15 protein-coding genes are annotated in these 25,972 nt (G+C 58.3%); 8 read left to right on the forward strand and 7 right to left on the reverse strand.

Annotated elements, in window-relative coordinates:
- Positions 1-69 precede the first annotated feature (69 nt).
- The gene (locus ABJK56_RS03695; protein WP_347243317.1) at positions 70-1,977 is read right to left on the reverse strand and encodes a hypothetical protein; all 1,908 of its coding nucleotides are present in this window, start codon (positions 1,975-1,977) and stop codon (positions 70-72) included.
- A gap of 282 nt (positions 1,978-2,259) precedes the next feature.
- Positions 2,260-2,607: a cupin domain-containing protein gene (locus tag ABJK56_RS03700; RefSeq protein WP_347243318.1), complete on the reverse strand. Its 348-nt coding sequence runs from the start codon at positions 2,605-2,607 to the stop codon at positions 2,260-2,262.
- Positions 2,608-2,952: 345 nt separating this feature from the next.
- Between ABJK56_RS03700 and ABJK56_RS03705 the strand changes: the two genes are divergently transcribed.
- A complete protein-coding gene (locus ABJK56_RS03705; RefSeq protein ID WP_347243319.1) occupies positions 2,953-3,441 on the forward strand; it encodes a ferritin in 489 nt (162 codons plus the stop codon).
- A gap of 273 nt (positions 3,442-3,714) precedes the next feature.
- On the opposite strand, the gene hrpA is transcribed toward ABJK56_RS03705, so the two are convergent.
- Positions 3,715-7,680 (reverse strand): ATP-dependent RNA helicase HrpA, encoded by a 3,966-nt coding sequence (hrpA, locus tag ABJK56_RS03710; RefSeq protein ID WP_347243320.1) that lies wholly within the window; start codon positions 7,678-7,680, stop codon positions 3,715-3,717.
- Positions 7,681-8,060: 380 nt separating this feature from the next.
- On the opposite strand from hrpA, the gene ABJK56_RS03715 reads away from it, so the two are divergent.
- From ABJK56_RS03715 to ABJK56_RS03725, 3 genes are all read left to right on the forward strand, one after another.
- The gene (locus ABJK56_RS03715; protein WP_347243321.1) at positions 8,061-11,906 is read left to right on the forward strand and encodes a response regulator; all 3,846 of its coding nucleotides are present in this window, start codon (positions 8,061-8,063) and stop codon (positions 11,904-11,906) included.
- 86 nt (positions 11,907-11,992) lie between these two features.
- Positions 11,993-12,940 (forward strand): response regulator, encoded by a 948-nt coding sequence (locus ABJK56_RS03720; protein WP_347243322.1) that lies wholly within the window; start codon positions 11,993-11,995, stop codon positions 12,938-12,940.
- Between the two features lie 194 nt (positions 12,941-13,134).
- Positions 13,135-15,873 carry a right-handed parallel beta-helix repeat-containing protein gene (locus ABJK56_RS03725; RefSeq protein ID WP_347243323.1) on the forward strand — a complete coding sequence of 913 codons (2,739 nt, stop codon included), beginning with the start codon at positions 13,135-13,137 and terminating at the stop codon, positions 15,871-15,873.
- Positions 15,874-15,954: 81 nt separating this feature from the next.
- On the opposite strand, the gene ABJK56_RS03730 is transcribed toward ABJK56_RS03725, so the two are convergent.
- The gene (locus ABJK56_RS03730) at positions 15,955-16,422 is read right to left on the reverse strand and encodes an NINE protein (RefSeq protein WP_347243324.1); all 468 of its coding nucleotides are present in this window, start codon (positions 16,420-16,422) and stop codon (positions 15,955-15,957) included.
- A gap of 65 nt (positions 16,423-16,487) precedes the next feature.
- On the opposite strand from ABJK56_RS03730, the gene ABJK56_RS03735 reads away from it, so the two are divergent.
- Positions 16,488-16,679 carry a hypothetical protein gene (locus ABJK56_RS03735; RefSeq protein ID WP_347243325.1) on the forward strand — a complete coding sequence of 64 codons (192 nt, stop codon included), beginning with the start codon at positions 16,488-16,490 and terminating at the stop codon, positions 16,677-16,679.
- A gap of 109 nt (positions 16,680-16,788) precedes the next feature.
- Positions 16,789-20,334: an MFS transporter gene (locus tag ABJK56_RS03740; protein WP_347243326.1), complete on the forward strand. Its 3,546-nt coding sequence runs from the start codon at positions 16,789-16,791 to the stop codon at positions 20,332-20,334.
- Positions 20,335-20,388: 54 nt separating this feature from the next.
- Here ABJK56_RS03740 and ABJK56_RS03745 read toward each other — a convergent pair whose 3' ends face one another.
- Positions 20,389-21,372, reverse strand: a complete 984-nt coding sequence (locus tag ABJK56_RS03745) for a hypothetical protein (RefSeq protein ID WP_347243327.1) — start codon at positions 21,370-21,372, stop codon at positions 20,389-20,391.
- A 262-nt stretch (positions 21,373-21,634) separates the two neighbouring features.
- Here ABJK56_RS03745 and ABJK56_RS03750 point away from each other — a divergent pair, with 262 nt between their 5' ends.
- Positions 21,635-23,071 carry a HEAT repeat domain-containing protein gene (locus tag ABJK56_RS03750; RefSeq protein ID WP_347243328.1) on the forward strand — a complete coding sequence of 479 codons (1,437 nt, stop codon included), beginning with the start codon at positions 21,635-21,637 and terminating at the stop codon, positions 23,069-23,071.
- 7 nt (positions 23,072-23,078) lie between these two features.
- Here the strand turns inward: ABJK56_RS03750 and ABJK56_RS03755 are convergent, their stop codons facing one another.
- A complete protein-coding gene (locus ABJK56_RS03755) occupies positions 23,079-23,750 on the reverse strand; it encodes a hypothetical protein (protein WP_347243329.1) in 672 nt (223 codons plus the stop codon).
- A gap of 217 nt (positions 23,751-23,967) precedes the next feature.
- On the opposite strand from ABJK56_RS03755, the gene ABJK56_RS03760 reads away from it, so the two are divergent.
- Positions 23,968-25,545: a phosphoenolpyruvate carboxykinase gene (locus ABJK56_RS03760; protein ID WP_347243330.1), complete on the forward strand. Its 1,578-nt coding sequence runs from the start codon at positions 23,968-23,970 to the stop codon at positions 25,543-25,545.
- 176 nt (positions 25,546-25,721) lie between these two features.
- On the opposite strand, the gene ABJK56_RS03765 is transcribed toward ABJK56_RS03760, so the two are convergent.
- Complete coding sequence (locus ABJK56_RS03765; protein WP_347243331.1) at positions 25,722-25,961, reverse strand: hypothetical protein; 240 nt, start codon at positions 25,959-25,961, stop codon at positions 25,722-25,724.
- Positions 25,962-25,972: the final 11 nt, after the last annotated feature.

Genomic DNA, 25,972 nt, shown 5'->3' on the forward strand with positions numbered 1-25,972 from the left:
CGACGTGGGAGATTCCCACTCGGGCCAAGCAGGAGGGCGGTTCAGGCAGGGAACTTCGAGCTCAACAACTCATTGCATGTTGGTGGGGATTCCCAGGCTGAAATCGCGCAAGGTCAATCGGGGAAGTACGCCCAGGGTGGCTGCCGCCAGTCCGCGGAGAACCCGCCCCAAGGACACCCCCTCGTTCTCCGCGGGGACCGCGCTTGCGCCCACTGGTGCAGCCACGTCCATTTCCCTACCGTTCTCCTGGACAGTAGGCTCTTCCCACTCGTAAGATCCCTCCAGGTAGTCGCCGGTATATGTGGCATCCGGGAGTGGCTCATCAATCGCCTCATCCCAGGGAATTGATCCGGCTTCGGCGGGAGTCTCCTCTTGTTCTTCGCCCCGGAAATCTCCGCCTTCGGAGCTTTCGCCAGCCGGATCGGAGGTGCCCTCCAGATTGTTTTGGTCTTCTATTTGGACGTCCCGATTTTCGCCCACAGCACGGGCCTCATCGCTCGTCCGGTACCCGGGAACATCCATGTCCCACAGACTGCCCGAGTCCCAGTCATCCGAGTTCCAGCCGTAGGAGGAATCCATGTCATCCGATTCCGCCGATTGATCGACCGCGGCTGGGCTGTCGGGGGCGGATTCACTTTCCACCCATAAGAAGTTCTCGCCCGGTTCTCCGTGCCAAGGTGTATCAAAAATGAGCGAGGTGGATGAGTAGCCACGGTCGCTCTCGGCCGAGGAGGAGACAATCGGCTCGGGATTGACGATCGTCCAGGTTGTTTCGTCCTCAGGTGCGGCAGGTTCCTCGGGCACGTTGGGGGCGTCGTCCTCCATCGCCTCGTCATACGAGTCGTATTCCCCGGCGTCGTCCATGGCGTCGGGGGAGAAGCCCCCTTCTTCACCGGGCATCCCATTCTCGCTCGATTCCACCTCGGCGTGCCGTTGAGGATTGTTCTCGGAAGGCATCAGGCCCTCGTCATCCGACATCACCTCCCAGTCAGGATCGGTCGTCTCGGAATACACGTCCCATTCTTCATAAGCTTCGTCGGGAAGCGAGTCCATTTCTTCCAAGGAACGGCTGTTCGACATTTCGGCGAGCTGACGCTCGGCGGCTTCGCCCCCAGCCGTCAGATTACGCGAGGCGGCAAACAGCCAGGCGGCAGCGACATCGGCCTCGTAGTCCGGTTCCCAGGTCCGGCCGTCAAAGCTGTAACCGGGGCCGGAGGTTGCGTCGCCCGAGTCGGCAGTCGCAGGTGCCGGGGTGGGTTCGGCCGTTTTTTCCTCGTTAACACGACACTGATTTGGACGGGTGCCCACGTGCTCCTGACTGCTCATCAGGTAGTAGTACTTTTCATACCACGGAAAATAGCCGTCCTCAGCGAGTTCCAGGGTGCCAGAATAGCTTGCCTGGCTACGGTTCTCCTGGGCCATTTCGTAGCGGGCGGCCTCCTCGGAGGAGTACTCGTCGACAAAGCTGTACTGCAGGGTTTCGGAACCCTGTTTCGCGTCCGACGGGAGGGTGGGTTCGGCGGGCTTGTCAGGATTTCCGGAGAGAGAATCGTCCGAGCTAGCAAACTCTGCCTTGTCGGGATCATTGTGTTTTTCGCGCCAGCCATCAGAATCCTCAATCCGCACAAAATCCTTATGGTCCGGCGTGAACCGGTAATAATAGCGATAACCACTGGTGGGATCGATCGATGGAGCCGAGGAAGCAGACTCTTGGGCGGCAAGGGCATCATCTGGTACGGGTCCTGTGTCCCAGGCTCCGTTGAAAGGATCATTGGCTGCCACGTCTTGGTGGGAGGCCAGCACGGACTCCTCCCACTCGGATTCATAAGAAAGCGTTTCGGTAGCCGGGACAGAGGTTTCGGAAGAACGGTTCTGGGCCAGGACGGGAAGCGGTTCGCGAAGGGAAGACAGTCCTATCAGTAGCAGTGCCGAGCTACATAAGCCGAAAACGGCGGTCGAGAACGCGGTTTTTCTCATGTTCAAAACCTCCTTGGCATTCAGGTGGGAAAGCACACTTGGCTGGGTGGGGTGGCAAATCTGTCGGACTCCTGCGGAAGAATCTTTCGCCGGTATCGCTATCGGCGGCATCGACGAAAAGTATTGGATAAATTCGATAAGATTCGTAGTATGCGTATTTCGCAGAGTATGGAAAGTTTAATGGCGCAACATGAGGTTAGCGAGGTAGTATCGACGGCGCTAGCCGCGCGATGGAGTGAGCGCCTCATGAAAAGCAGGGAAAGCTCCTCCGAGAAAACCCGATTATTGAGAAGGCCGACGGAGCATCACGAGCACCATCTTGAAGGCTTTGGGGGCTCGTACCGCGTGGGGGACATTGGCGGGCAAAAGGATGGCCTGGCCCGAACTCACCAGATGCCATTCTCCGGCGATGCTCACTTCGGCTTCACCTTCCAACACGTGAATCATCGCGTCGAACGGGGCCGTGTGCTCCTCCACGCTCTGGCCCGCGTCAAAGGCAAAGAGCGTGATTGATCCACTGGGGTGTTTCACGAGGATCCGGCTCACGATCGCCTGATTCTGGACGCTCAGCAATTGAGAGAGGTCGAGAGGACGGGCAAAGAGGTCCTGGGTGGGCTGTGGGTTGCTCATCGGAAATCCCTTCTTACTTGACCGAGCGCGTTCGTGAGGCCAGGGAAAACCGGGTCCGAGATGTTGTCAGAGTGATGTCTGCGCTGAAATGGCCGGAAACGAGAGTCATTGTTGAAATAACACTCTCAATTTTACAGGTCGCGTCTTAAACGGCGAACACATTTTGATTCGCCGGCGTGGGTTTTCGAGCGGTTGCCTTTCTTACCGCGAGGGTAATAATAGATGAATTTCCCACGAGTACGTAAAGAGGCCACGGGAGCGGGAACTTTTTTGTGGAAAGGGTGCCCGGACCGTAGCCAAGTCAAAAGAACTGAGTAACTTGTGACAACGGAAAGGAGTGACGCCATGCTGAGTGCAAAATTGCTACAGGCCCTGAATGATCAGCTCAATGCCGAGTTATATTCCTCCTACCTTTACCTGGCGATGGCCGCCCGATGCCATGCGCTCAACTTGCCTGGGGCAGCTCATTGGTTGGAGGTCCAGGCGAAAGAGGAGCGAGAACACGCTGAGAAAATCTACAACTACATCGTGCTCCGCCGGGGCGAGGCGAAGCTTCAGGCCATCCAGCAGCCGCCCGACAACTGGACCAAACTGTCCCAGTTGTTCGACGATGTGATGGCCCACGAGCAGCACATCACCAAACGGATTCTTGACCTGGTGAAGCTGGCGCAACAGGAAGGCGATGTGGCCACCGTGAATTTCCTTCAGTGGTTCGTGGATGAGCAGGTGGAGGAAGAGGCCTCGGTGGATGCCATTGTCCAGCGATTGAAGCTGGTGGGTGACGCACCGCAGGGTCTGTTCTGGATCGACCGGGAACTGGCTCAGCGCAGCTAAGGACGCGGTCGGACGAAGAATGTGTCCGCCTGGCTGATTATTGGTCCGCAGCTTGTTTAAGCCGGCCGGCGGGACAGACTGTCTTCATGGCTATTGAAGTGGCTTCCTATTCTCTGGTAGGGGCAATTCGCGAATTGCCCCTACCGGGGGTCTGACGACACCGGCCATCGTCCATTGTGATGTCGGTGCGATTCATGAGTCAGCTCTGTTGATTTGATCGCGTTCCCTGGGCTTTTGGTAAAAAAGCCGGCGGCTCGCCCGGCTTTCTATTTTCTATCCACGGACCCGGGCGAGTTGTTTTTCCAGCCGTTGGGGAGAAACGGGGAGGGCGGTGCCCAGCGCCTGGGCAAAGAGGGAGATGCGGAATTCTTCCAGCATCCAGCGGAATTGAATGAGCTCGGGGTCGAAGATGTCCATTTCCTCATGGAGCTGGCGGCGCTTGCGGTACGTTTCCCAGTATGGTCGAAAGGTGGCCAGCGCCTGGCGATCGCGGAGGGCATTGCCCAGTTGCAGAGCTTCCACCCGACGGCAAATTCCCTGGAAATAGCGGGGATACTGGCGAAGCCAATTCCATGGTGTATGAGTGAGAAATCCAGGACGGACGAGCTCAGTGATTTGTTCCTGAATATCCTGGCGGGCCTCTTCCCACTGGGGCGCGGTGAGTTTTTCCACAGCCAGCCGCGCCTGGTGATAGCCATCCAGAAGGGGGCGGATGAGCGATAGCACCTCCTGGATGGCCAGCGGGAGACGGCGAAGACCGGTATGGCGGAGACGGTGGAACTCGTCGCGGGTTCGGGGAAGCTGGCCCCACTGCCCGATCAGCCACGGCCCAACCAGACTCTCGTCTAGGAAAGCCCGATCCACAAGGGCCAGGAGAAGCTGGTCCTGGAAGTCGAATTCCGGCAGTTGCGTTGCGATGAGCCGGAGCCGGTCGCGATCGGGAAACCAATCCCAATGGGGGTCGAGGCGTTCCTGTGTGGCGAAGGCGAGCAAGCGGCGGATGCCGAAGCGGCTTTGATAGGCCGCCCGGGCGGCACTGTCGGCCAGTCGCAGGGACACCGAGTCCCTTGCGTCCACCAGCATCGGAAAGGCCTTCACGGGAATCCCGCCGCGGTGGATTTCAACTTCCTCGGGGAGGTCCTGATCGGGCCAGTCTCGCAGGTGATCTTTCGTCCAGACGGGATCGTCGATGACGGAGTAAGCGACCGTGGTCCGGCTTCCCAGTTTTTCACGCAGTTCCCAGAAGTCGCGGCCTTGCGCCAGAACTTGCCCTTTATCGTCCACCACTTTGATGGACATCTGCAGTTCTGGCGGAAGCTTATCGAGCTGAAAATCTTCCAGACGGATTTTTTCACCAGAAAGCCGCGAGAGGGCTTCCGCCACAGCCGGCAGAAATCGCCCTTCTCCGAATCGCATCATCTCCACGGCTTGCCGCGCTTTCTCGGGGATGGGCACCAACCGCCGACGGAGTTCCTTGGGGAGGCACCTGATCAAGGCGGCCACCTTCGGTTCCACCATTCCCGGGACCAGCCATTCCAAACGACGCGGGTCCAGGTGGTGGAAAACCTCGACGGGAATGGTGAGGGTGACACCATCTTCGGGATGCCCCGGCTGGAAGCGATAAGTCAGCGGCATGGGGGCCTTTTCCACGATGAAGTGGTCGGGAAAACGCGTGGAGACATCGGCCGGTAGCTCCTCTTTGAGGACGTCCGACGGTTGCATGTGAAGAATTCTCGGATTTTCCTTGGACGCTTCCTTCCACCAAGCAAGGAGTCCCTGGAGGTCATACACGTGAGAGGGGATCCGCTGGTCGTAGAAGTCGAATTGGGCCCACTGACCGAGGAGCAGATCGAGACGCCGGAGTTTGATTTGAGCCGTTTCTAACTCTCTGACCAGTCGCTGGTTGTGTTCGAAGAAGGCTGCCTTGCACTCGATTTCCCCTTCCACCAGTCCGTGCTGGATGAGCATTTCTCGGGCGGTTTGAGGATCGATAGGTCCCAATGGGACGCGCCGCCGGGGAACGACAGGCAGGCCGAAAAGGAGCACTTTCTCATAAACCATGGCTGCTCCATAACGGCGGCTCCAGTACGGGTCCACGTATGTCTTCTTGATGAGGTGAGGGGCGAGCTCTTCCACCCAGGCGGGGTCGATCTTGGCGCACACCCGCAGGTAGCGTCGGGCGGTTTCCACCAGTTCGGCGGCCATCACCCAGGCAGGTTTGGCTTCAAAGACCCCGGACCCGGGCCAGAGAAAGGCTTTCCCACCTCCGGCCACGGTGTACTCATAGCGGTTGTGCCGCATGGCCACATTGGACAATAGCCCCGTGAGAATGGCCCGGTGGATTGCTGCGGGGTCGTCTTTCCGGCGGTTGAGTTTCATCCCGGACTCGGCCACGATTTCCTGCAACTCGCGGAAAATATCTGACCACTCACGGAGTCGATTGTAGGAGAGGAAATTCTGCTGGCAGGCTTTCTGCATCTGGCTGCGGGAAAGTTTGGCTTTCAGCGACTGGTAGAAGTCCCAGAGTTTGAGGTAACCGAGGAAATCGGACTCCGGATGGCGAAACTGGGCATGGCAGAGATCGGCTTCCGTAGCGCGCTCAGGGGGACGGAGCCGGGGATCATCCACCTCCAGAGCTGCTGCGATGATGAGGACCTCGTGGAGGCATCCTTCTTGGTGGGCGGCGAGAATCATGCGCCCGATCCGCGGATCGACAGGCAGTCGAGCGAGTTGACGTCCCAAAGGGGTCAGTTTTCCATTCTCATCTACCGCGCCGATTTCGAAGAGGGTTTTGTATCCATCGCGGATGGCGTCGGCTCGCGGAGGATCGAGGAAGGGAAAGGTTTCCACCCGGCCCAGATTGAGCGCCATAAGCTGAAGGATTACCGAGGCCAGGTTGGTGCGGACGATCTCGGGTGGAGTGTAGCGATCGCGTTGGAGGAGATCTTCTTCGCTGAAAAGTCGAATGCAGATACCGGGCCCTTCTCGGCCACAACGGCCTTTCCGCTGCTCCGCGGAGGCCTGGGAAATTGGTTCGATGGGCAGACGCTGGGTCTTGGTACGGGGCGAATAGCGGCTCAGTCGAGCGACGCCCGGGTCAATCACGTAGCGAATGCCGGGGACGGTGAGCGACGATTCCGCGACATTGGTCGCCACCACGACCCGGCGGTGCGAGTGAGGCTCGAAGATCCGCTGCTGTTCGGCAGCAGAAAGCCGGGCATAAAGAGGCAGGATTTCCAACTCTCGAAAACGTGGATCGGCCGTCGCTTGACGGCGAAGGAGTTGGGTGGTTTCGTGGATGTGGCGTTCTGTGGGCATGAAGATGAGCACGTCTCCCGGTCCTTCCTGAAGGATTTCCTCCATCGCAGCGAGAATCGCTGATTGCCAGTCGGCCTCGCCGGTGGCTTCATCCGGGACAGGGGGACGGTAGCGGACCTCCACGGGATAGGACCGGCCGGGGACCTCGATCACCGGGGCCGGGCGGCCACGCCAGGCGAAATGCTCCGCAAATCGGGCGGCATCCAGGGTAGCAGACGTGATGATGACTTTCAGGTCCCGCCGCTTTTGCAACAGACGCCGCAGGTAGCCCAGAAGAAAATCGATATTCAGCGATCGCTCATGGGCCTCGTCGATGATAATGGTGTCGTAATGTTCGAGAAATCGGTCAGATTGAGTTTCCGCGAGGAGGATTCCATCGGTCATCAGCTTGATGTAGGTTTCCGGGGAAGTCACGTCCGAAAACCTCACTTTGTAACCCACCTCGCGACCGAGAGTCACGCCCATCTCCTGGGCGATGCGGGCAGCGATGGAGCGGGCGGCGATGCGTCGGGGCTGGGTATGGCCGATCATCGCCTCGATGCCCCGGCCCATCTTCAGGCACAATTTGGGAAGCTGCGTCGATTTGCCCGAGCCCGTTTCCCCGCACACAATGACCACGGGATTTTCCAGCAGGGCAGCCGCGATCGCCTCGCATTGAGCGGCAATCGGTAAATGCGGGAGAATTTCGACCTCCGGTTTGGCTTCCCTTCGGTGCCGGCAGAGTTCGGCCGAGGCAGCGATTTCGCTTCTCAACCGTTCGAGTTCAGGGGTGACTCTTTCCCCCCGGTTTGCCCGTTGGCTGATCAGCCGCAACCGCTGCGCGAACCGAAAGCGGTCGGCACGCATGGTGCCAGCAACAAGTTTGCGAAGATGTCCAACTTCCCGAAATACGGATGGCAACGGTAATGGCCCTGCAGACATCCTCCTGGTGCGGGGCAATGTCTCCCGCTGGGGCGAATGAGCGCGCCTCTCGAGGCCACGCTTCTGTTTCCCAAAACCGGGCGATGTGACGGCTCTTTTTTTCAAACTCTATCGCCGAAACCGTTTCCTGAAAATACGCAGATTATTTCTTCCGATTATTTTTCTGCTAGAATGTTGAAGGGAGAGATTCTCGTGGCAGACTTTTCCGTCGGTCCCGATTTTTCTCCCGTTGTCGGTAAATGACTTTCCCGGATGTTGGGAAAGCAACGGGGAGGGATTCTTGGGAGGTCTGGCCGAGGAGCCCGCGTCGGTGCGGCGCGGAGCGGGGTGGGACAGAGGACGAGGGAAAACTCATTAGCCGGGCTTCGGACTTTTCTCAGATGTCTTTTGGAAACGACAGGACGGTGGACGGCACCCTCCCGCGGCAAGGCGGTCGGCGGTTCAGGTTCACCCTCTGGCTGGTTACGGGCGTCGTTTTTTTGCTCGGTCTTGCCGTTACACTTTACGTCTGGCGGATCACGGTACAGCGGGAAGCTGGCCGCATCGGGGGACAATTTGCCGGTCAGCTCTCCGCTCAAGTGCGGGACCTGGAGTTTAACCTACGGCGGGCGGAGGAATTCGTGCGGTTCCTCGCTGCTTTCTTTGCCTCCTCGGAGGACGTGCACAGAGAGGAATTTCGCGAATTCTGCCGGCCGCAATTTGAACAGTTTCCGGCGGTGGATTTCGTCCTTTGGGCTCCCCGGGTGCACAGCGATGAGCTGCTTGCCTTTACGGATTTGGCAGAAAGCCACGGCGTCCTGCAACTGAATCTGTGGGAAATGACGCCCAGCGGTGAAGCCCGTCCCCTCAGCAGCCGACCCATCTATTATCCCGTCCTATACATCGAGCCAAGTCCCTTGATGGAGCGGGTTGTGGGATTGGATCTATGGTCCCTGCGGGAGTGGCAGCCGGTCCTCGAAGGGGCGTGCACGGCTCAGCCCTATCGCACGTTTTTATTGTCGAAGACCGCGGTCCTTGATCCTTCCCAGTGGCAGGGGAAAGGCGAAGAAAGAGTCACGGGGGCGATGAAACCGTCCCAACAAGGGGCAGACTCTGAGAACTCCTTTCCGGAATGGCTTGCCCACCGGTGGCTGGTGTTTGCTACGCCGGTATTCCGTGGCACACCGGCTCCTGTGCAGCCCTCGGACCGAATGGTTCAGTGCCAAGGAGTGCTTGTTGCGGTAGTGGACGTGGACAAGCTGCTGGAGCCCTTGGCAAGCTGGGCTTTTGCGGAAAACGTGTCCATTATTTTGGAGGACATCTCTTCCTCTCAGCAAAGGGAAAAATTGCTGGAGGCGAATGCTCGTGAGAAAAGTCGTTGGGAGGCCCTCCAGGGGTTGCCCCATTTTGAGAGACGAATCCAGCTTGATGATCGAGATTGGCACATTCGTGCGGAGCTCTCCCCGGAGTATCTGGCGGCTCGTCGGGGGCCAGGATCCTGGGCTGTCCTGATTACTGGTGCATTGTGTTCGCTGCTTCTAGCGTTTTACATCAACCTTCTGGGGGGACGTTCGATCCGCACGGAAGAGCTTGTGGCCCAGCGGACCTGGGAGCTCCTGCAGGTCAATCGCCGTCTGGAAGAGGCGAATCGGCGACTGGAAGAAGAGATCCGGTTTCGGGAGAAGATCGAGCGGGATCTCCGGGACTCGGAGGCCCTGTATGCGTCACTTGTGGAAAACCTTCCTGTGCACGTGTTGCGCAAAGATCGGGAAGGACGCTTCACGTTCGCCAACAGCTCATTCTGCCGGCTTCTGGGGTTATCCAGGGAAGAAATTCTCGGCAAGACCGATTTCGACTTTTATCCACCGGATCTTGTCTCGAAGTACCGGCGTGACGATCGCCGCGTGATGGAAACCGGCCAACTGTTCGAAGACATTGAGGAATACGAGAAGCACGGCGAAACCCGGTATGTTCAGGTGCTCAAGTCGCCTGTTCACGATGCCCTGGGCCAGGTCATCGGCGTCCAGGTGGTGTTCTGGGATGTGACGGAAAAAGTGGCGGTGCAGCGAGCTCTGGAGAAGGCCAAGGAGGCGGCAGAAGAGGCCAGCCGCGCCAAAAGCGAGTTCCTCGCCAATATGAGCCACGAGATCCGCACCCCCATGAATGCCATCCTGGGGATGGCGCAGCTTTTGGAACAAACTCGTCTGGATCCCGAACAGCGTGAGTACCTCCGCATCATCCGGGAATCGGGCGATACCCTTCTCGCGCTGATCAACAGCATTTTGGACTTCTCCAAGATCGAAGCCGGGCGGCTGGAGTTGGACGCCGTTGAATTTTCTCTCCGCGAGGTGGTGGGCGACACCATGAAAACCCTGGCGGTACGGGCTCACAAAAAGCAGCTCGAGCTGGCTTGTCGCATCGCCGCCGATGTGCCCGATCGGCTCGTGGGAGATCCCGTGCGACTTCGCCAGGTGCTCATCAATTTGGTAGATAATGCGATCAAATTCACCGAGCAGGGCGAAGTGGTGGTGGAGATTGTCTCCAAAGAACATCACGAGCGCGAGGCGGTACTGGAATTTTCCGTGCGCGACACGGGAATCGGGATCCCACCGGAAAAGCAGAAGCGGATCTTCGAGGCGTTCGAGCAAGCGGACCAAAGTATGACACGGCGGTACGGCGGCACCGGCCTGGGACTGGCCATCTGCCAGCGGCTGGTCGCGTTGATGGGCGGCCAGATCGAAGTGGAGAGTGAACCCGGTCGGGGAAGCACATTTCGGTTCGCCGCCCGCTTTCAAATTCCCAGCGCCGTCCCCGCTGCCCCACCCGTCCCCGAACTGGATGCTTTCGGCACGCGGCAAGTTCTGGTGGTGGACGATCACGCCACCAACCGAAGAATTTTGGCAGAGATGCTTGCGAGCTGGGGGCTGGAAGCCATCCTGGCTGCCTCGGGCCCGGAAGCGCTTCGGATCATGGAACAGGCCGGGGACGCGATTCCTCCCGTCGTCATCACCGACGTGCGAATGCCGGAGATGGACGGCTATCAGCTTGTAGCGGAGCTCCGCAAACGGTATCCCGCCGACAAAGTGGCGATCATCGTGCTCAGTTCGGAAGATCGGGCGGGCGATACAGAACTCTTCCGGCAGATGGACGTGGCCGGGGTGCTCCGCAAGCCCGTCAAACAATCCGAGCTCTACAACATGCTGGCAGAGGTCTTGGGACTGCAGTTCCGGCCGGCCACCCCTGTGACGATTCCCCCGAGTTTTCCTGAACTCTCTCCCCTGCGGGTGCTCCTCGTCGAGGACAGTCCCTTCAATCAAAAGGTGGCGATCGGGCTTCTAGAGAAGCACGGCCATCATGTGACCACAGTGTCCAACGGGAAGGAGGCCCTCCAAGCGCTCGCCGATGGCGAGTTCGATTTAGTCCTCATGGACATCCAAATGCCGGAGATGGACGGACTGACCGCCACAAAGGAAATCCGTGCTCGCGAAGCCCGGTTGGGACTTCCCCGAATTCCGATCATCGCCATGACGGCCCATGCTCTGAAAGGAGATCGGGAACTCGCGCTCAGCGCTGGAATGGATGGCTACATCGCCAAACCGTTCATCGCAGCGGAATTCTTTCAAACGATCGCCGACGTCGTTCACCAGGTCCGTGGGATCAACCTGGGAGAAACCCACACCATGCCGGCGATCGATGCCGGAGCTGTTGAACACGGTGAGAAGGCCGAGACACGTGAACCGGTGCATACACCCCAGCAACCAACCACGGAGGCGCCACCTGCCTCCGCGAGTAACGGTCCCTTGTCCGGACGGCTGGTGGATTGGCAGCATGCGCTGCGTTCCGCGGGTGGCCATTCCGACCTGCTCCGCGAGCTGATCGTCACCTTTCGCGAGGATATGCCCAGGCAATTGCAAATGTTGGAAGAAAGCCTGACCAAGCGGGATTGGGCCACTGCCCGACGGGCCGCCCATACGCTCGGAGGCGCTTTCCGCCATTTTGGGGCTAAAACGGGCGCAGAGGTGGCCTTCGAGCTGGAGAAAATCTTCAAGGAAATCGAGAGCGCTGGCGCACCGTCGGCCGAAACCTCCGAAAAAAGCGACCACTCCCCGCATTGGTTTGCCCAATTGCAGCGGCTGCGACAGTTACTCGAGCAGGTTTTGGGTGAACTTGCACAGGGAGACAATATGGTAACGTCGGCCTCCTCAGAAAACGACCAGTCACCGCGGGGCCCCGCCGCTGAGACTTGACAGCGTTTTTGAATTGTCGCACCTTAACACTTCGTGACAGCCCGCACAGCTTGTGAGGAGCCTTTCCTGAAGAGAGGGTCTGATGAATGATTCGCGTCCTGGTTGTGGATGACTCGCCGGGTGATCGTCAGTGGCTGGCTGGTTTGCTGGCCCGGTCCCCTGATTACGAGGTCATCACGGCGGCCAACGGGGAGGAGGCCATCCGTCTTGTCAACGAGTATTCGCCCCATGTGATCGTCACGGACATGCTGATGCCGGGCATGAACGGGCTGGAGCTGGTGGCTGCGTTGCGGCAGGCTTTTCCCGGTCTGCCGGTGATTCTCGTGACGGCCCACGGGAGTGAAGAGTTGGCCCTCGAAGCGCTGCGTCGCGGAGCCAGCAGCTATGTGGCGAAAAGCTGGGCAGCGCGGCGGCTCCTTCCCACCGTGCATCAGGTGGCAGAGGCAGCCGTTCAGCGGGCCAAGATCTCGCGACTCAACCAGTATCTCCAGCATTGTGGATTCAGCTTCAGCCTGGCCAGTGACTGCCAGCTCCTGAAGCCGATTCTGAACTTTGTGCACGGCGTGTTGGAGTGCCTCTCGCTCGACAGCGGGGAGATCACCCGGATCAACATCGCCCTCCAGGAAGCCCTTTCCAACGCGGTCTTTCACGGCAATCTCGAGCTTTCTTCCGCCCTGCGAGAAGAGGACGAGGCCCAGTATTTCGCGCTGGCGGAGCGCCGCCGAAAAGAACCACCCTATTGCCATCGGCGGGTCTATTTTCGCGGGGAAGTGTCCCGCCAGAAGCTAGAGTTCGTCATTCGCGATGAAGGCCCGGGCTTCGACCCTTCGGTTCTGCCCAACCCTTACGATCCCGAATCCCTGGAATGTCCGTGTGGCCGGGGATTACTCCTCATCTATGCATTCATGGATGAAGTCTCCTTCAACGAGCGTGGCAATGAAATCCGGCTCGTCAAGCGCCTCTCTGAAAAAGGCGCGGCAGAACAGCCGGCGGTCGGACCGCGGGGCACGCCGGAAGAGACCCCCGTTTCCTGATCGCTGCTATGTCGGAAGAGCAAGCGCTTGGCTCGTATGCTGGCCGCGTCTTGAGCCGGGACTTGTCCAGACCGTTGCGGTAAGGGACAATGCCTCTCGTTCCCCCGAGCAGTTGGTGATTCACAAACACGACCAGCTCGGCGTCCGCCCGAATTTCCTCCCACTTAAACAACTTCGATGAGAGGTCTTGCCCCATGCGTGCCGCCTGGTTTTGCACGACGTGCTTTGCTGTCCTGCTGGTCAATTCGCTGGATATCCGAGGGCAAGAAACGGTCCTCTATGTGAGTCCTCAGGGAAATGACGCGTGGTCGGGAAGGATCGAATCGCCCAACCAGGATCGGAGCGACGGGCCATTAGCCAGTCTCACGGCCGCCCGAGATGTCATTCGCAAACTGAGGGCGGAGGGGCGCTCGGGAACCTTTCGCATCCGCATTGCCCCGGGGGAATATACGCTCTCCCAGCCACTGGTCCTGGAACCCCAGGATAGCGGAACTGCCGAATTCCCGATCATTTACGAAGCGCAGGGGCCGGAAAAGCCACGCTTTACCGGCGGGCGCCGCATCACCGGATGGAAGAAACAGCCCGACGGACTGTGGACCGCACACGTCCCGGAGGTCACCGCCGGCCAGTGGTATTTTGAACAGCTTTGGGTCAATGGGCGGCGGGCAACTCGCGCAAGAAGTCCGAACAAGTTTTACTTTTACGTGCAGCGAAAAATCGACCATTTTGTAGATTCTTCCACGGGCAAACCGGTGGAAACGGCCAATCGGGCGTTTCAGGCTCGCAGGGAAGATATAGCGCCCCTTTTCAGTATTCCCCGGGAAAGACTCTCTGACGTGACGCTGGTGACCTATCATTCCTGGGAGACCTCCCGATCTCGTCTGGCGGGCCTCGATCCGCAGCAGAACATTGTGACCATCACGGCTCCGATCCCCTGGGGGTTTGCCTACTGGGGGCCCAATTGCCGATACCATTTGGAAAATTTTCGGGCCGCCCTGGATGAGCCGGGTGAATGGTTTCTCGATCGGGATGGCACCCTCTTTTACTATCCGCGAGCAGATGAGGACATGACGACCGCCGTTGTCATGGCCCCGGCGGTATCCGTTTTTGTCGTCATTGCAGGAAAGCCGGAAAGCGAAAAGTGCGTGGAACACGTGACGCTTCGCGGTTTGGTCTTTGAATATGGCCAGTACATCTTGCCGCCGGAAGGTCACGCCGATAGTCAGGCAGAGGTGACAATTCCCGCTGTTATGATGCTGGACGGTGCTCGCCATGTGAATATCGAAGAGTGCGAGATCAAACATGTGGGGATTTCCGGCGTGTGGTTTCGCCGGGGCTGCACGCATTGCCGCATTGAAAAGTGCTGGCTCGACGATTTGGGTGGCGGGGGCGTGAAAATCGGAGAAGGCTGGGGCGCTGATTTAAGCCAGCCCGAAGTGCAAACCCATCATATTGTGTGTCGCAATAATATCATCCACGGCGGCGGCCGCATCCATCACGGGGCGATTGGCGTGTGGATCGGCCACAGCGGTTACAACGAAGTGCTCCATAACGATATCAGTGATTTCTACTACACAGGCATTTCTGTGGGCTGGGTTTGGGGTTATAAAGATTCCTTGGCCCATCATAATCGCATTGAATTCAATCATATTCACCATCTGGGATGGGGCGTCCTGAGCGACATGGGCGGTGTTTACACCCTGGGCGTTTCACCCGGGACGACAGTCAGTCATAACGTCATTCACGATGTATATTCGTATGATCACTACGGTCGTGGCGGTTGGGGGCTGTACAATGACGAAGGCAGTTCCTATATCGAGATGAAAAATAATCTTGTCTATCGAACAAAGACGGGCAATTACCATCAACATTACGGCCGGGAGAACAGGGTCGAGAACAATATTTTTGCGTACAGCATGGATGGACAAATTCAGCGATCCCGCGTGGAGGATCATATTTCCTTCTTTTTCGAAAGAAATATCGTCCTGTGGGACGGTGGTCCCCTCATCACGGCCGGCCGGATCAATGACGATCTCGTTAAATTCGCATCCAATCTCTACTGGAACGGCGGTCGGGAGCCGATCGACTTTCAGGGAATGACCCTAGAAGAACGGCAGGCCAAAGGGTGGGATGTCGGTTCGATCATCGCCGATCCGCGATTCAAAGATCCGAAGAATGGAGATTTTACCCTACCTCCAGAATCACCGGCCTTTAAAATCGGTTTTGTGCCGTTCGATTACACTCAGGCGGGATTGGAGGGCAATGCCGAGTGGCGGAAAATCCCGGAAAATTTCCAATATCCACCGGTCGAATTTGCACCGCCTCCTCCGCCGGCTCCGCCACTTGCGTTGGATGAATCGTTCGAGTTTATGGCATCCGGACGCCCACCTCAGGAAGGCCAGGCGATCTCGGAAAACCGCGGAGATGCCGTCGTCGTCTCCACGGATCGCGCCTCCGACGGTAAGAAGTCGCTCCTTTTGCGAGATGCCGAAGGATTGGCGAACGCCTTCAACCCGCACTGGATCGTTCGGCCGAATCATACCAAAGGCACCACCACTTTGCGGTTCGACGTCTGGCTGGGCCCCGGAGCTGTGCTATTCCACGAATGGCGGACCTGGGACTCGGGCCCATATCAGGTAGGGCCATCCCTGTGGATCCGCGACGGTCGATTGACCGTCGGCGGAAAGGAGCTAATCAAACTGCCGCTGGAGAAATGGATCACACTGGAAATCATCTGTCCGGTGGGCAGCTCGGTGACCGGAAAATGGGAGCTTCGGGTCACCGGGCCGGATGGCGAAACCAAGGTGTTTCGCGACCTTCCCGTGGGCAGCGAGCGGTTCAAGGAGCTCACCTGGGTCGGCTGGTGCAGCATGGCGCAAACGGCGACAAACATCTATATCGATCGGGTTGTCCTCCAGAACCAGGCGCTGTGAGATCCGCATGACAGGCGGATCGGGCAACTTTTCGACGAACGCCGGTGGTAATTGTGCCGTCCCAGGGAAGGCTCGGGCGGCTCAAAACCACTGCTTCTTTTGGACAGCGTACGTCTGATAGAAATCCTCATCACTTTTTGAGAGATAAATGATGCCTTCCACAAGCCCGATCACGCTCATGACCAGGGTGGAAATTCCCAACGTGCACACGCCACCCACCAGGGACACAAGGAGCATGATGACGCCAGCGGATGTCAAGCCGAGAATGAACTTGTGAATGCCCAACGCCCCCAGGAGGATGCCGCACACGCCGGCGGCGGTCTTTTTCGACACAAAATCTTTCACATGCGGTGGAAGAGGTGGTCCCCATCCCATGCCTACTCCTGCAGGAAGCGCCGAGGGCACAGGCGCCTGAAATTTTCCCTGGCAGACCGGGCAGGCGCAGATGGCGCCGGCCTGTGACGCGGGGATTTGCAGAGCCACGCCGCAATGCGGACACGAGACTGTTACGCCTGGTGGTGGAACACTCGGCCCCTGAGGAGTTGCCATCGGCGCGGTCCTTTCTTGCCAGGTAACACGTGGTTTCCCCTAGTATAAACAGCGGAGGTGTCTAGGTGTACGGTGTGGACTTGACAGCCGTGCTGGGCCGTGCTGAAACCCCGACGTGGCAACACAGCGAGGTGGAGTTCGCTCAGGTTGTGTTGGCAAGCGTCAGTCGCCGGTTGCACCAGTTGGCGCGGGCTCTCTGGTTGGCTTTTTTTCGGGATAGAGCTGGGCAAATTGCGATTGCCACAATGGGGGGGTAAGTGTAGTATGCCTTTCGAGGCGATCCTTCGTAAACTAGGAGTTTTGGGAAAGGGCAACGGGGGTTGACCGGAAGTCAGAAAGCAATGGTGTGGAAGCCGTCGCCAGGCTATGAATCGTTCAGTGATGAATCCCTTGGACAATCAGAAACAGACGCTCCTGACGCGGAGCTTTATTGCTCTGCTGATCACGCAATTCACGGTTACGCTCAACGACAATATCCTCCGCTGGCTGTTCATTCCGATTGGCAAGGACCTTGCCCAAAGCCAGCTCGGGGAAAGTGCTGACATTGCCCGAGCGGCAGGGTCGTTTATCTATTTGCTTCCATTCATTTTGCTGGCGGGCTGGGCAGGGGCTACCGCCGACCGCTTCAGCAAACGCACCGTTTTGGTGGGAGCGAAGGTCGCCGAGGTGATCGTCATCCTCATGGCGGTCGCTTCGATTTTGATGGGTAACATCTGGGCGATGGCGGTGGTTCTTTTTCTGGCCGGTGTGCACAGCACGTTTTTCAGCCCGGCCAAGTATGGGAGCATCCCGGAAATCGTGGGTCCGCAGGCGATCTCGGCTGCTAACGGCCTGATTGGTCTGACCACGATGATCGCTGTGATTGTGGGCGGTTCCCTAGGGAATTGGCTTTACAGTTTAACGACTGTATCCGATCCCGAACTTGCGCGGCAGCTCGGAGTTGGACCGGGGCAGTATCACTGGTGGATCCATGCCAGCAGCCTTCTGGCGATCGGCATCGGAGGATTGCTTGCCGCTCTTTTCATTCGACCGTTACCACCTGCGGATCCTGCACGGCGGATCCCCGTCAACCCATTTGCCCAGTGCTTTCGCGATCTTGGTGAACTCTTCCGCCATCGAACGTTGGCCCTTGCCGGATTGGGAAGCACTTATTTCTGGACGCTGGGGCTTTTGCTCCAGCTCACCATTGACAAACTCGCGGTGCCGGAGCTGGTCGGCCCGACCGGTCAGGCCGCCGTCGGACCCATGCTCGCGGCGCTCACTCTGGGAATCGGAGTGGGAAGCGTGGTGGCGGGTGTGTGGTCTCACGGACGGATCGAACGCGGGCTGGTGCCCCTCGGCGCGTTCGGGATCGCCGTCATTTCGCTTTCTTTTACTTTAATTCCGGCGGGAACCGGCCACTGGAACTCGGCGCCTTACTATCTGGCGTGTATTCTCCTATTTTTATTGGGCTGTGCGGCGGGACTTTACGACATTCCACTCATTTCCATTCTGCAATTTGAAAGTCCCACACACGAGCGGGGAAGGATCCTGGCGGCGTATAACTTCTTGAGCTTTTCCGGCATGATCACAGGCTCCGTGGTGTATTGGTTTCTGGGGAGTTTTCTGGGGTTGTCGGCCCGCCAGATGTTCGCGTGTGCTGGGCTGATCACCCTACCCATCGCGGCAGTGATTCTCTGGCTGACGGCGGTTGATTTTATTCGTGTTCTGTTCGGTTGGATTGCTCGCCACGTGTATCGCTTTCGCGTGGTGGGACTGGAGAACATCCCCGCAGAAGGGGGCGCCATCGTGGTTTCCAACCATATAAGCTGGTTGGATGGGATGCTCATCATGCTGGCCATGCCCCGGCGGATTCGCATGATCGCTCACGCCAAGTACATCAGTGCACCTTTGATTCGGAGGCTGGCAGAGCGGGCGGGGGTGATCGCCATCGTTCCTGGCTCGAAGTCTCTCGTGCACGGAGTACGGCAGGCGCGAGAGGCCCTCGAAAACGGGGAGTTGGTGGGTATCTTTCCCGAAGGAGGGATGACGCGGACAAGCCAGATGCGGGGCTTTCAACCCGGTTTTCTGAAAATTGCCCGGGGCCTCGATGTGCCGATCATTCCCGTTTATATCGACGGTGTTTGGGGAAGCATTTTCAGCTATTCGGGCGGCCGGTACTTCTGGAAATGGCCAAGACTGCGACGCCTCCAGGTGACACTTTATATCGGTGAACCGCTGCGCCATGTACAGCGCCCGTGGGAGGCCCAGCTTGCCGTCAGCCTTCTGGCCGCGAAGGCCGTGTCATTGCGAAAGGAGATCGCTCACATCCCGCCTCGGCAGTTCTTAAGGACCGCGCGGAGCCTTTTCTGGCGACGAAAACTGGCAGACACGACGGGTATCGAGCTGACTGGCGGAAAGCTGCTCATCAGCGTCCTGGCCCTGCGACGATTCCTGCGACGGCGAATTCTGGCCGATGATGAGACACACGTTGGAATACTCCTGCCATCTTCGGTGGCGGGGGTGGTCGCCAACGCGGCTGTGGCGGTGGATCGCCGCATCAGCGTGAATCTCAACTACACGCTTTCCGAGGAGTTGATCAATTACTGCATCAAGACAGCGGGCATCCGCCACGTGCTGACGAGTCGCCGGGTGCTCGAGCGATTTCCCTTCCATCTGGACGCCGAGATCGTCTACCTGGAGGACCTGCGGTCACAGATCACCAGAATAGATAAATTGGTGGCGACCCTCCAGGCTCTGTTGCTGCCCGCCTGGTTATTGGAGCGGATCCTGGGTCTTCACAAGCTCCGGCCGGATGACGTGCTCACCGTCATCTTCACATCCGGTTCGACAGGCAAGCCCAAAGGTGTGATGCTCACCCATCTCAACATCGGCTCCAACGTGGCGGCCTTCAACCAGATCCTCCATCTTCGGAGAAAGGATGTGTTGTGTGGAATTCTGCCGTTTTTCCATTCTTTTGGCTACACCACCACGCTTTGGACGGCGCTTCAGCTTGAGCCGACCGTTGTGTATCACTTCAGTCCTCTGGAACCGCGGCCCATCGGCCAATTGTGCAAAAAATACAAGGCGACCATCCTTGTGGCGACACCCACTTTCTTGCGCAACTACATCCGCCGTTGTGAGCCGGAAGAGTTCGCCCATCTGGAAGTCGTTATCACGGGAGCAGAGAAACTCCCACCGGAGGTTGCTGATGCCTTCGAGAAAAAATTCGGTGTGCGTCCCTGGGAAGGCTATGGGACGACAGAATTGTCGCCGGTGGTTTCTTCCAACATTCCCCCTTCCCGCGTGCGGGAGCCATGGTTTGTTTCTGCGAAACAGGGGACGGTGGGGCGACCTATTCCCGGCGTGGCAGTAAAAATTGTGGACCTTGAAACCGGGGAAGATCTCGGGACTGGGGTGTCCGGCATGCTGTGCGTCAAAGGTCCCAACGTGATGAAGGGTTATCTCCACCAGCCCGAGCAGACGGCCAAAGTCATTCAGGACGGTTGGTACATCACCGGAGACATGGCCCTCATCGATGAGGACAACTTCCTCACCATCACGGGGCGTTTGAGCCGGTTTTCAAAGATTGCCGGAGAGATGGTGCCCCACCTGGCCATCGAAGAGGCCCTGGGGAAGATTGAAGGCCGGGGTGACGAGGAAGCGATCACCCTCGCAGTGACGGGCGTGCCGGATCCGCGAAAAGGCGAACGCCTCGTCGTTCTCTACACGGCACTGCGGCATACGCCGGAGGAACTCGTGCGGCGGCTCCTCGAAGATGGCCTTCCCCCTCTCTGGATCCCGGAGCCCGACAATTTCTATCGGGTGGACAAAATCCCTGTGCTGGGCACCGGAAAACTCGATATCAAAGCCCTCCACGATCTCGCCTTGCTGTTGGCCACAGGTCCTGTTTCCAAACCGGCGGAAGGCTGATCGGGGTCACAGTCGCTCACTTGTCGAACGCTCTCCCGTGAATTGGCAAGCCGATTACTGGCGAAGAATTCTTTCCGGCCGGAGGCTTTGCTCATCCAGGCTCGGCAGGCCGTCAACCATGGCAGCGCGTGTCTGATCGGACTCTTCCCAGGTGCTGAGGCGGGTAATCCAGTCGCCGAGCATTTGCCGGGTTTGGGCGTCGATCTTGAGATCGGCCGTGAGCCTTTGCAACGTGATCGGCCGGAGTCGGGCTGTGCGATACACCGAGCCCACGAAGTTCATCGTTTGCTGGTAGTTGTTTTCCGTCATCGAACCGAGCAGGGGATGGAGCGCCCGCGTGAGAAGTTCCATGCCGGCCTGTTCCACCTGGACATAGAGGTCGAGTTGGGCCGAAACATATGGCGTCCCACCCGCCTCCCGCAAAAAACTGCTGTTGAGGACAACGACGACTTTCCCCCGAACCGGACGAAGCATGAGAGGGCCCGAGTAACTTCCCTCCGAATACACCACGTGCTGGGTCGTGCCGGTGTGGATGTACACCACCTGGGCGATGGTCCCCGCACTGTCGTCAAGCCGGTACTGCCGGGGACCCAACACGTCCAGTTTCAGTTTGGTGATGCCCAGCGCCTGCCACATCGCGACGATCACTTCGGGATGCTCGACGAGGAAGCGATAAAAGTCGGGCTCACACTCGATGATGGGGGAATGCATCACCTGAAACATGGCCGCATGGTTGACCACCTCCAGCACTTGTGACCGCCAGGCCGGGGAAAGCTGATCGAGGGGAATCCGGCTGATCGCTTCCTGCTTCGCTGCTTTGCCGCGGGGGGGTTCGCCGGGACCACGTGCCGAGCCCACCTCCGCCAGAATGGGATGCACATCCTCCAGGAGCATCATCCCCAGGCCCAAAGCAAGCCATCGCAAGAGATCGCGCCTGCTGAAGGGGCCTGAACGGAGTGCCGCGGGCGAGAGGCCCGGCCCTATTGCCGATCCGGTTCCTCTCGGTTCTTTATCAGGGGCGAAGGTCTTCCGTGTCATAGGGTCAATTTCCAAGGCGGACGCCCCCCTTGCGGACAGAAGGCCTCATTCACCGAAAGTCACTCTACCCATTATTCGGCGAGCAGCCTCTCCGGGGTGAATAATTCCTCTTGCGAGAGTTTGCGGAGCAGATGATGGTTCTACGTTTTTCCTATTTTCTCTTGTCTCTGTCCCAGTCTCGTGCGACAATCTCGCCGTTCATTGTGGACTTTATGGTCCACGCGTCCTGGTCAATATGTGCACAACTCCGCCGGATCCAAAAATGCTAGAGTCCCAAGTGACCGACCATGCGTTGCGGTGGAAGGGATTCCCTGCGATTTTGACCTGGTTCCGCAAATTGTGTTTCCTGGCTGGACTAACCGGTTTGTTTATTTTGGGAGCACCGCACCTTGTGGATTTGGTCGTTCGCCTGCATGTGCAGCAGGTGGGCCGGGAGCTCCCCAGCATGCCGGAGTCCCAGGCGTTCCATGCAATTGCGGAATTGGAAGAGCTGGGACCAGCGGGTGCCGAGGCGGTTGCCCGCGGACTTCTTCATCCCCAATCGAACGTGGCCGAATTTGTAGCGAAAGTACTTTGGGAAAAAGTGTTTGCCGCGCGGACATCCACTCAGGCAATCGCCGAGGCGAACGCCGCCGTGGCGGGCATCGTTAAGGTCTGGCCAAAAATTGCGGTTGACCGGCGGCACCAGGTGAGCAAAATTCTGCAACTTTATTTGGAAGGGTTTTCCGGCCACGCTTCGTCCTCTGCGCAACTGGCAGCACAATGTGCAGCCATCCTGCGAGAATTGCCGGCTGACCCGCAGTTGGCTGAGAAGACAGAGGCTGGAACCCCGGCCCCGTCGGCGCAAAGATCTCAACTCAAGACGGCAGAAGGTCAGAGGAGCTTTGCCAATCCATTACGTGCACCACAATCAAATCAGCCTGCCCTCACTGCCGCTGCACAGCACGCGCAGGAACGAGTCCAACTCGCCCATTATGCAGCGGAAACAGAAGTTGGGCCGAATTCTCTCACGCCGAGGGTGAGCCCAGCGGTAGGCGGGATGCCTTCCCAAAATGACCACGCTTCCGCTCTTCCGCAGGTAACCCCACTTTCATTTGGACCGGGCCAGATGCCACCCACGCTGCGCATTCCGGAACATGCCGAGCCGCTGTCTGGTCCCGAAGAGCTGCCTCGTCAACAGGCAATACAGGATATGGAAGAATCACCGCCGAGTGGAACCACCGTCTCGCCACTCGGTTTGGAATTCCCGGGAGCTTTGTCGCTGCAGAAAACTCGCGATGGAAGCACAAAGGGAACGTTGGAGGTGGCTTCCCTGCAGGCCAATCCCTGGCAGCGCGACAGGGCTCTTTGGAGCCAACTTGCGGCTGGAGGTCCCGAGTCGGCAAAGGCACAGGAAAAACTCCGCGAGCTGGGGTGGATGCCGGACGCTTTCTTGGTCGGGCGACTCGCGTTTCATCCAAATCCCGAAGAGCGTTGCAAAGCGGTGGCGGCGATTTGGAACACGGCCAGCCTGGACCCGCTTCCGCTATTGATGTTGCTGGCTTGTGATCCAGATCACACGGTCCGCCTTGAGGCACTTTCCGCCCTGGGGACCATGTCCACCCCGGAAGCTCTGAGCATCATCCGTACGCTGGCCGTCGAGGATCCTGACCACCAGGTCCGCGCTCTGGCAAACGAGATCCTTGCGAAATCACGCTAGCCAGAGTTCATCGTTTGCGGACCATCCCGCTCAGTTCGACGCGGCCATCAGCAATGCGGAGCCACGTTAATTCTCGGATCTGTCCTTTTTCGTCGGGAATGGGAGGAATTCTGATCACGAAGGTGGGGACACCATCTTTCTGCATTTCCCGCATTTCCCATCCGGCGTGCGCCGCGAAATTCTTGAGCCTTTCGATCATCGGGCGAAAAGGAAGCGGCAATGCCCCCAATGAGACGCGGCGGAAGGAAAGGACAACAGTGTTATCCTCGGGCGATTGGACGTGGATGTCAATCGTCAGAATCCCGGAAAGCAGGCCGTGCCTGGCTTTGACGGCGATCCGTACTGCATCGGGCTCGAGCTTGACCCGCGGATCGGAGAGCTCGGGCGGCAGCAGGTCTCGGTGATTCTTTGGCAAATCGACGGCCAACCAGGCGTTGATCTCATCTTCCGTGAAAACTTGAAACCAGCGGCCAGGACGTTGCACTTGCGTGGCCAGAGCCGTGGTCTTTTGGAGGAGTTGATCGCTCATCTGGCTGGCCTCAGCCGGATCGATTTGCACTTTTTCCAGATAGAAATCGGGCGCCCGAGAGGCCAGCATCAGGAGGATCTGAAAAACAATTAGGCCCAGAAGGAAGCTCCCTCCGAGCGCGATGAGAAAAATCTTCAGCCATCGTTTCACGAAATCGCTCCACTCCTCAAAGAAACCCAAAAACCAATATTGTAGAGACTGCGTCCGGCCGGCGAATATCGCCATTTGGCGCGACGATCCACCGAACAATTTTGTCGCAGGTGGACCTGGGCGGGTGCTGGCAATTTGGGAGACGAGAGATTAGCTTAAAAAATGAGGCTCCAACGAGCCGACAGGGAGTCTTTGTTTCATTTTCCGGGAGGCGCTTATGTTTGAAGAATTCTTGCAGGCAGCGCGGACCATTTTTGAACAGGCCCAGCACGAAGGAAGGCTCATCCGCAATCCCGATACAGCGCGACTCCGCGCGATGGCTCTCGAAGAACCCGAGGTGCGCGAAACCCGTTATGGCAGCCTGGAGGTCGACTCCGAGCCGACATCGCGGGCAGCGATGTTCACCAAAAATAACATCGATACGAAATTCGGCAAAGAGGAGTACGAACTTCTCGAGGAGGCCAAACGCCGGCTGGCGCAGCAGGAGCTGGTGAGCATCGATGTGCAGGTTGGCGACGGCACAGAAGGAATTACCGCGCGGCTCATCGTCCCGCGCCGATTTGCCCATGTAGCTTACGCAGGACTGAAGCTTTTCAAGCCTACCAGCACGGATAATCCAACTTACCAGGTTATCATGTTCACGGATGAGGCCTTCGAAAGCAATAAACGCAAAAAGCTCCCCGACAAAGACATCACCATTCGCCTCGCCCACTCGTCCGACGGACGGATGGTGAAAATTGTCCGTAACAGCAATTACTTCGGCGAGTGGAAAAAAGGCGTTTTCGCCGGTGAGGACTGGCGGGTGAAGCAAAAGGGCAACGCGATCTTTTTGCACGTGGGATGCCGGCGAGACACCTTGGAAACGCCCCATGGTGGGTATCGCACCGTGTGCTCCCTGTTTGCCGCGCTGAGTGCCAATGGCAAGACAAGCACCACTTGCAAAGTGCTGGCACGAAAAGGTCGCGAACGCTCCTGGCTCATTCAGGATGACGGAGGTGCCTTCTATCGCGATGGCTCATTCCGGGGCTTCGAGCCCGGCGGAATTTTTATCAAAACGGATGGGCTTAACCCCGGCGATCAGCTCGAGGCCTACTATGCATGTCTAAAACGTGAGACGTTCCTGGAAAACGTCTGGGTTGAGCCGGACGGAACCATTGACTTTTTCAACATGGAACGGACATCCAACGGCCGGGCGGTTGTGGAGCGCCGCGATTTCATGCATGCCGCCCAAACCATCAACGCCGAGCGCATCGACAATCTATTCCTCATCACCCGGGGAAGCACCATTCCCGCGGTTGCCAAATTGACCCAAGAAGAGGCTGCCGCATTCATGGTGCTGGGACAGTCCATGGAATCCTCTGCCGGTGACCCCACTCAGGCAGGCAAAATCAAAAACGTGTTCTTTTACGATCCATTTGTGGCCGGGAACCGCGCAGAGCACGCGAACCTGTTTTACGATATCCTCAAAGAGAATCCGCACATTCAATGCTACCTGCTCAACACGGGGTTCGTGGGAGAAGGCGAATCAATGCGCGACATCCGCCTCCAAGACACGATGGGGATTCTCGACTCCATCCTCCGCGGCGGTCTCGATGAATGGGTCTATTCCCCCCGCACCAAGCTCCATGTGCCCACCGCGGTGAGGCTGGTGGATTCCATCCTGTTCCACCCGGAGAAACTCTTCCCACACGACGTGTTTGATGAAAAACAGGCTGCCCTCGAGAAACACCGGGCGGAATTCATGGACCGCTTCCCCGGACTACGACCGGAGATCCGACGCGTGTTCCAGCGATAAGGCCAACTTCCCCGTGCGGGGAAGAGCCGCGAGATCGCGACCTTCCAGCCAGCGGACAAGAGACGGACAAACTGGTTTTTACCTTGCCTGTTTGACGACGGTGGCCAATTGGCGGATCACCGGCCGCTGCCGCCTTGCAAGCCGGGGCACCGATTGTCCACCGGACGGGAACGTGTTCAGGCGGATGGGCGGCGGTAATACTGGTAGGCCAGGAGGACCTCGTAAAGATCCAGGGAGATCGTGATTTCCTCCTGTTCAAAATCTTTCAACCAGGTCCGCTGGCAGCGAACGGCATCCACCAGAAGGGGCAGAATTTCGCCGAGTCGCACGTTCACTAGGGAAGAGACGTTCTTTTGTTGGGCCGGAGCCTCGTCTTCCTGAGGGCCGTAGTAAACGCGGAGATGTGTGCGTGGCATAGGGGCTTTTC

The organism is Thermogutta sp. (assembly GCF_039793925.1).
Lineage (GTDB): Bacteria > Planctomycetota > Planctomycetia > Pirellulales > Thermoguttaceae > Thermogutta.

Excerpts from the sequence above, each read along its gene's own strand:
- hrpA (WP_347243320.1), bottom strand. The coding sequence starts at position 7,680 with ATGTCTGCAGGGCCATTACCGTTGCCATCCGTATTTCGGGAAGTTGGA.
- ABJK56_RS03750 (WP_347243328.1), top strand. The coding sequence starts at position 21,635 with ATGCTAGAGTCCCAAGTGACCGACCATGCGTTGCGGTGGAAGGGATTC.
- ABJK56_RS03705 (WP_347243319.1), top strand. The coding sequence starts at position 2,953 with ATGCTGAGTGCAAAATTGCTACAGGCCCTGAATGATCAGCTCAATGCC.
- ABJK56_RS03725 (WP_347243323.1), top strand. The coding sequence starts at position 13,135 with ATGCGTGCCGCCTGGTTTTGCACGACGTGCTTTGCTGTCCTGCTGGTC.
- ABJK56_RS03730 (WP_347243324.1), bottom strand. The coding sequence starts at position 16,422 with ATGGCAACTCCTCAGGGGCCGAGTGTTCCACCACCAGGCGTAACAGTC.
- ABJK56_RS03695 (WP_347243317.1), bottom strand. The coding sequence starts at position 1,977 with ATGAGAAAAACCGCGTTCTCGACCGCCGTTTTCGGCTTATGTAGCTCG.
- ABJK56_RS03740 (WP_347243326.1), top strand. The coding sequence starts at position 16,789 with ATGAATCGTTCAGTGATGAATCCCTTGGACAATCAGAAACAGACGCTC.
- ABJK56_RS03760 (WP_347243330.1), top strand. The coding sequence starts at position 23,968 with ATGTTTGAAGAATTCTTGCAGGCAGCGCGGACCATTTTTGAACAGGCC.
- ABJK56_RS03715 (WP_347243321.1), top strand. The coding sequence starts at position 8,061 with ATGTCTTTTGGAAACGACAGGACGGTGGACGGCACCCTCCCGCGGCAA.
- ABJK56_RS03700 (WP_347243318.1), bottom strand. The coding sequence starts at position 2,607 with ATGAGCAACCCACAGCCCACCCAGGACCTCTTTGCCCGTCCTCTCGAC.
- ABJK56_RS03745 (WP_347243327.1), bottom strand. The coding sequence starts at position 21,372 with ATGACACGGAAGACCTTCGCCCCTGATAAAGAACCGAGAGGAACCGGA.
- ABJK56_RS03765 (WP_347243331.1), bottom strand. The coding sequence starts at position 25,961 with ATGCCACGCACACATCTCCGCGTTTACTACGGCCCTCAGGAAGACGAG.
- ABJK56_RS03720 (WP_347243322.1), top strand. The coding sequence starts at position 11,993 with ATGATTCGCGTCCTGGTTGTGGATGACTCGCCGGGTGATCGTCAGTGG.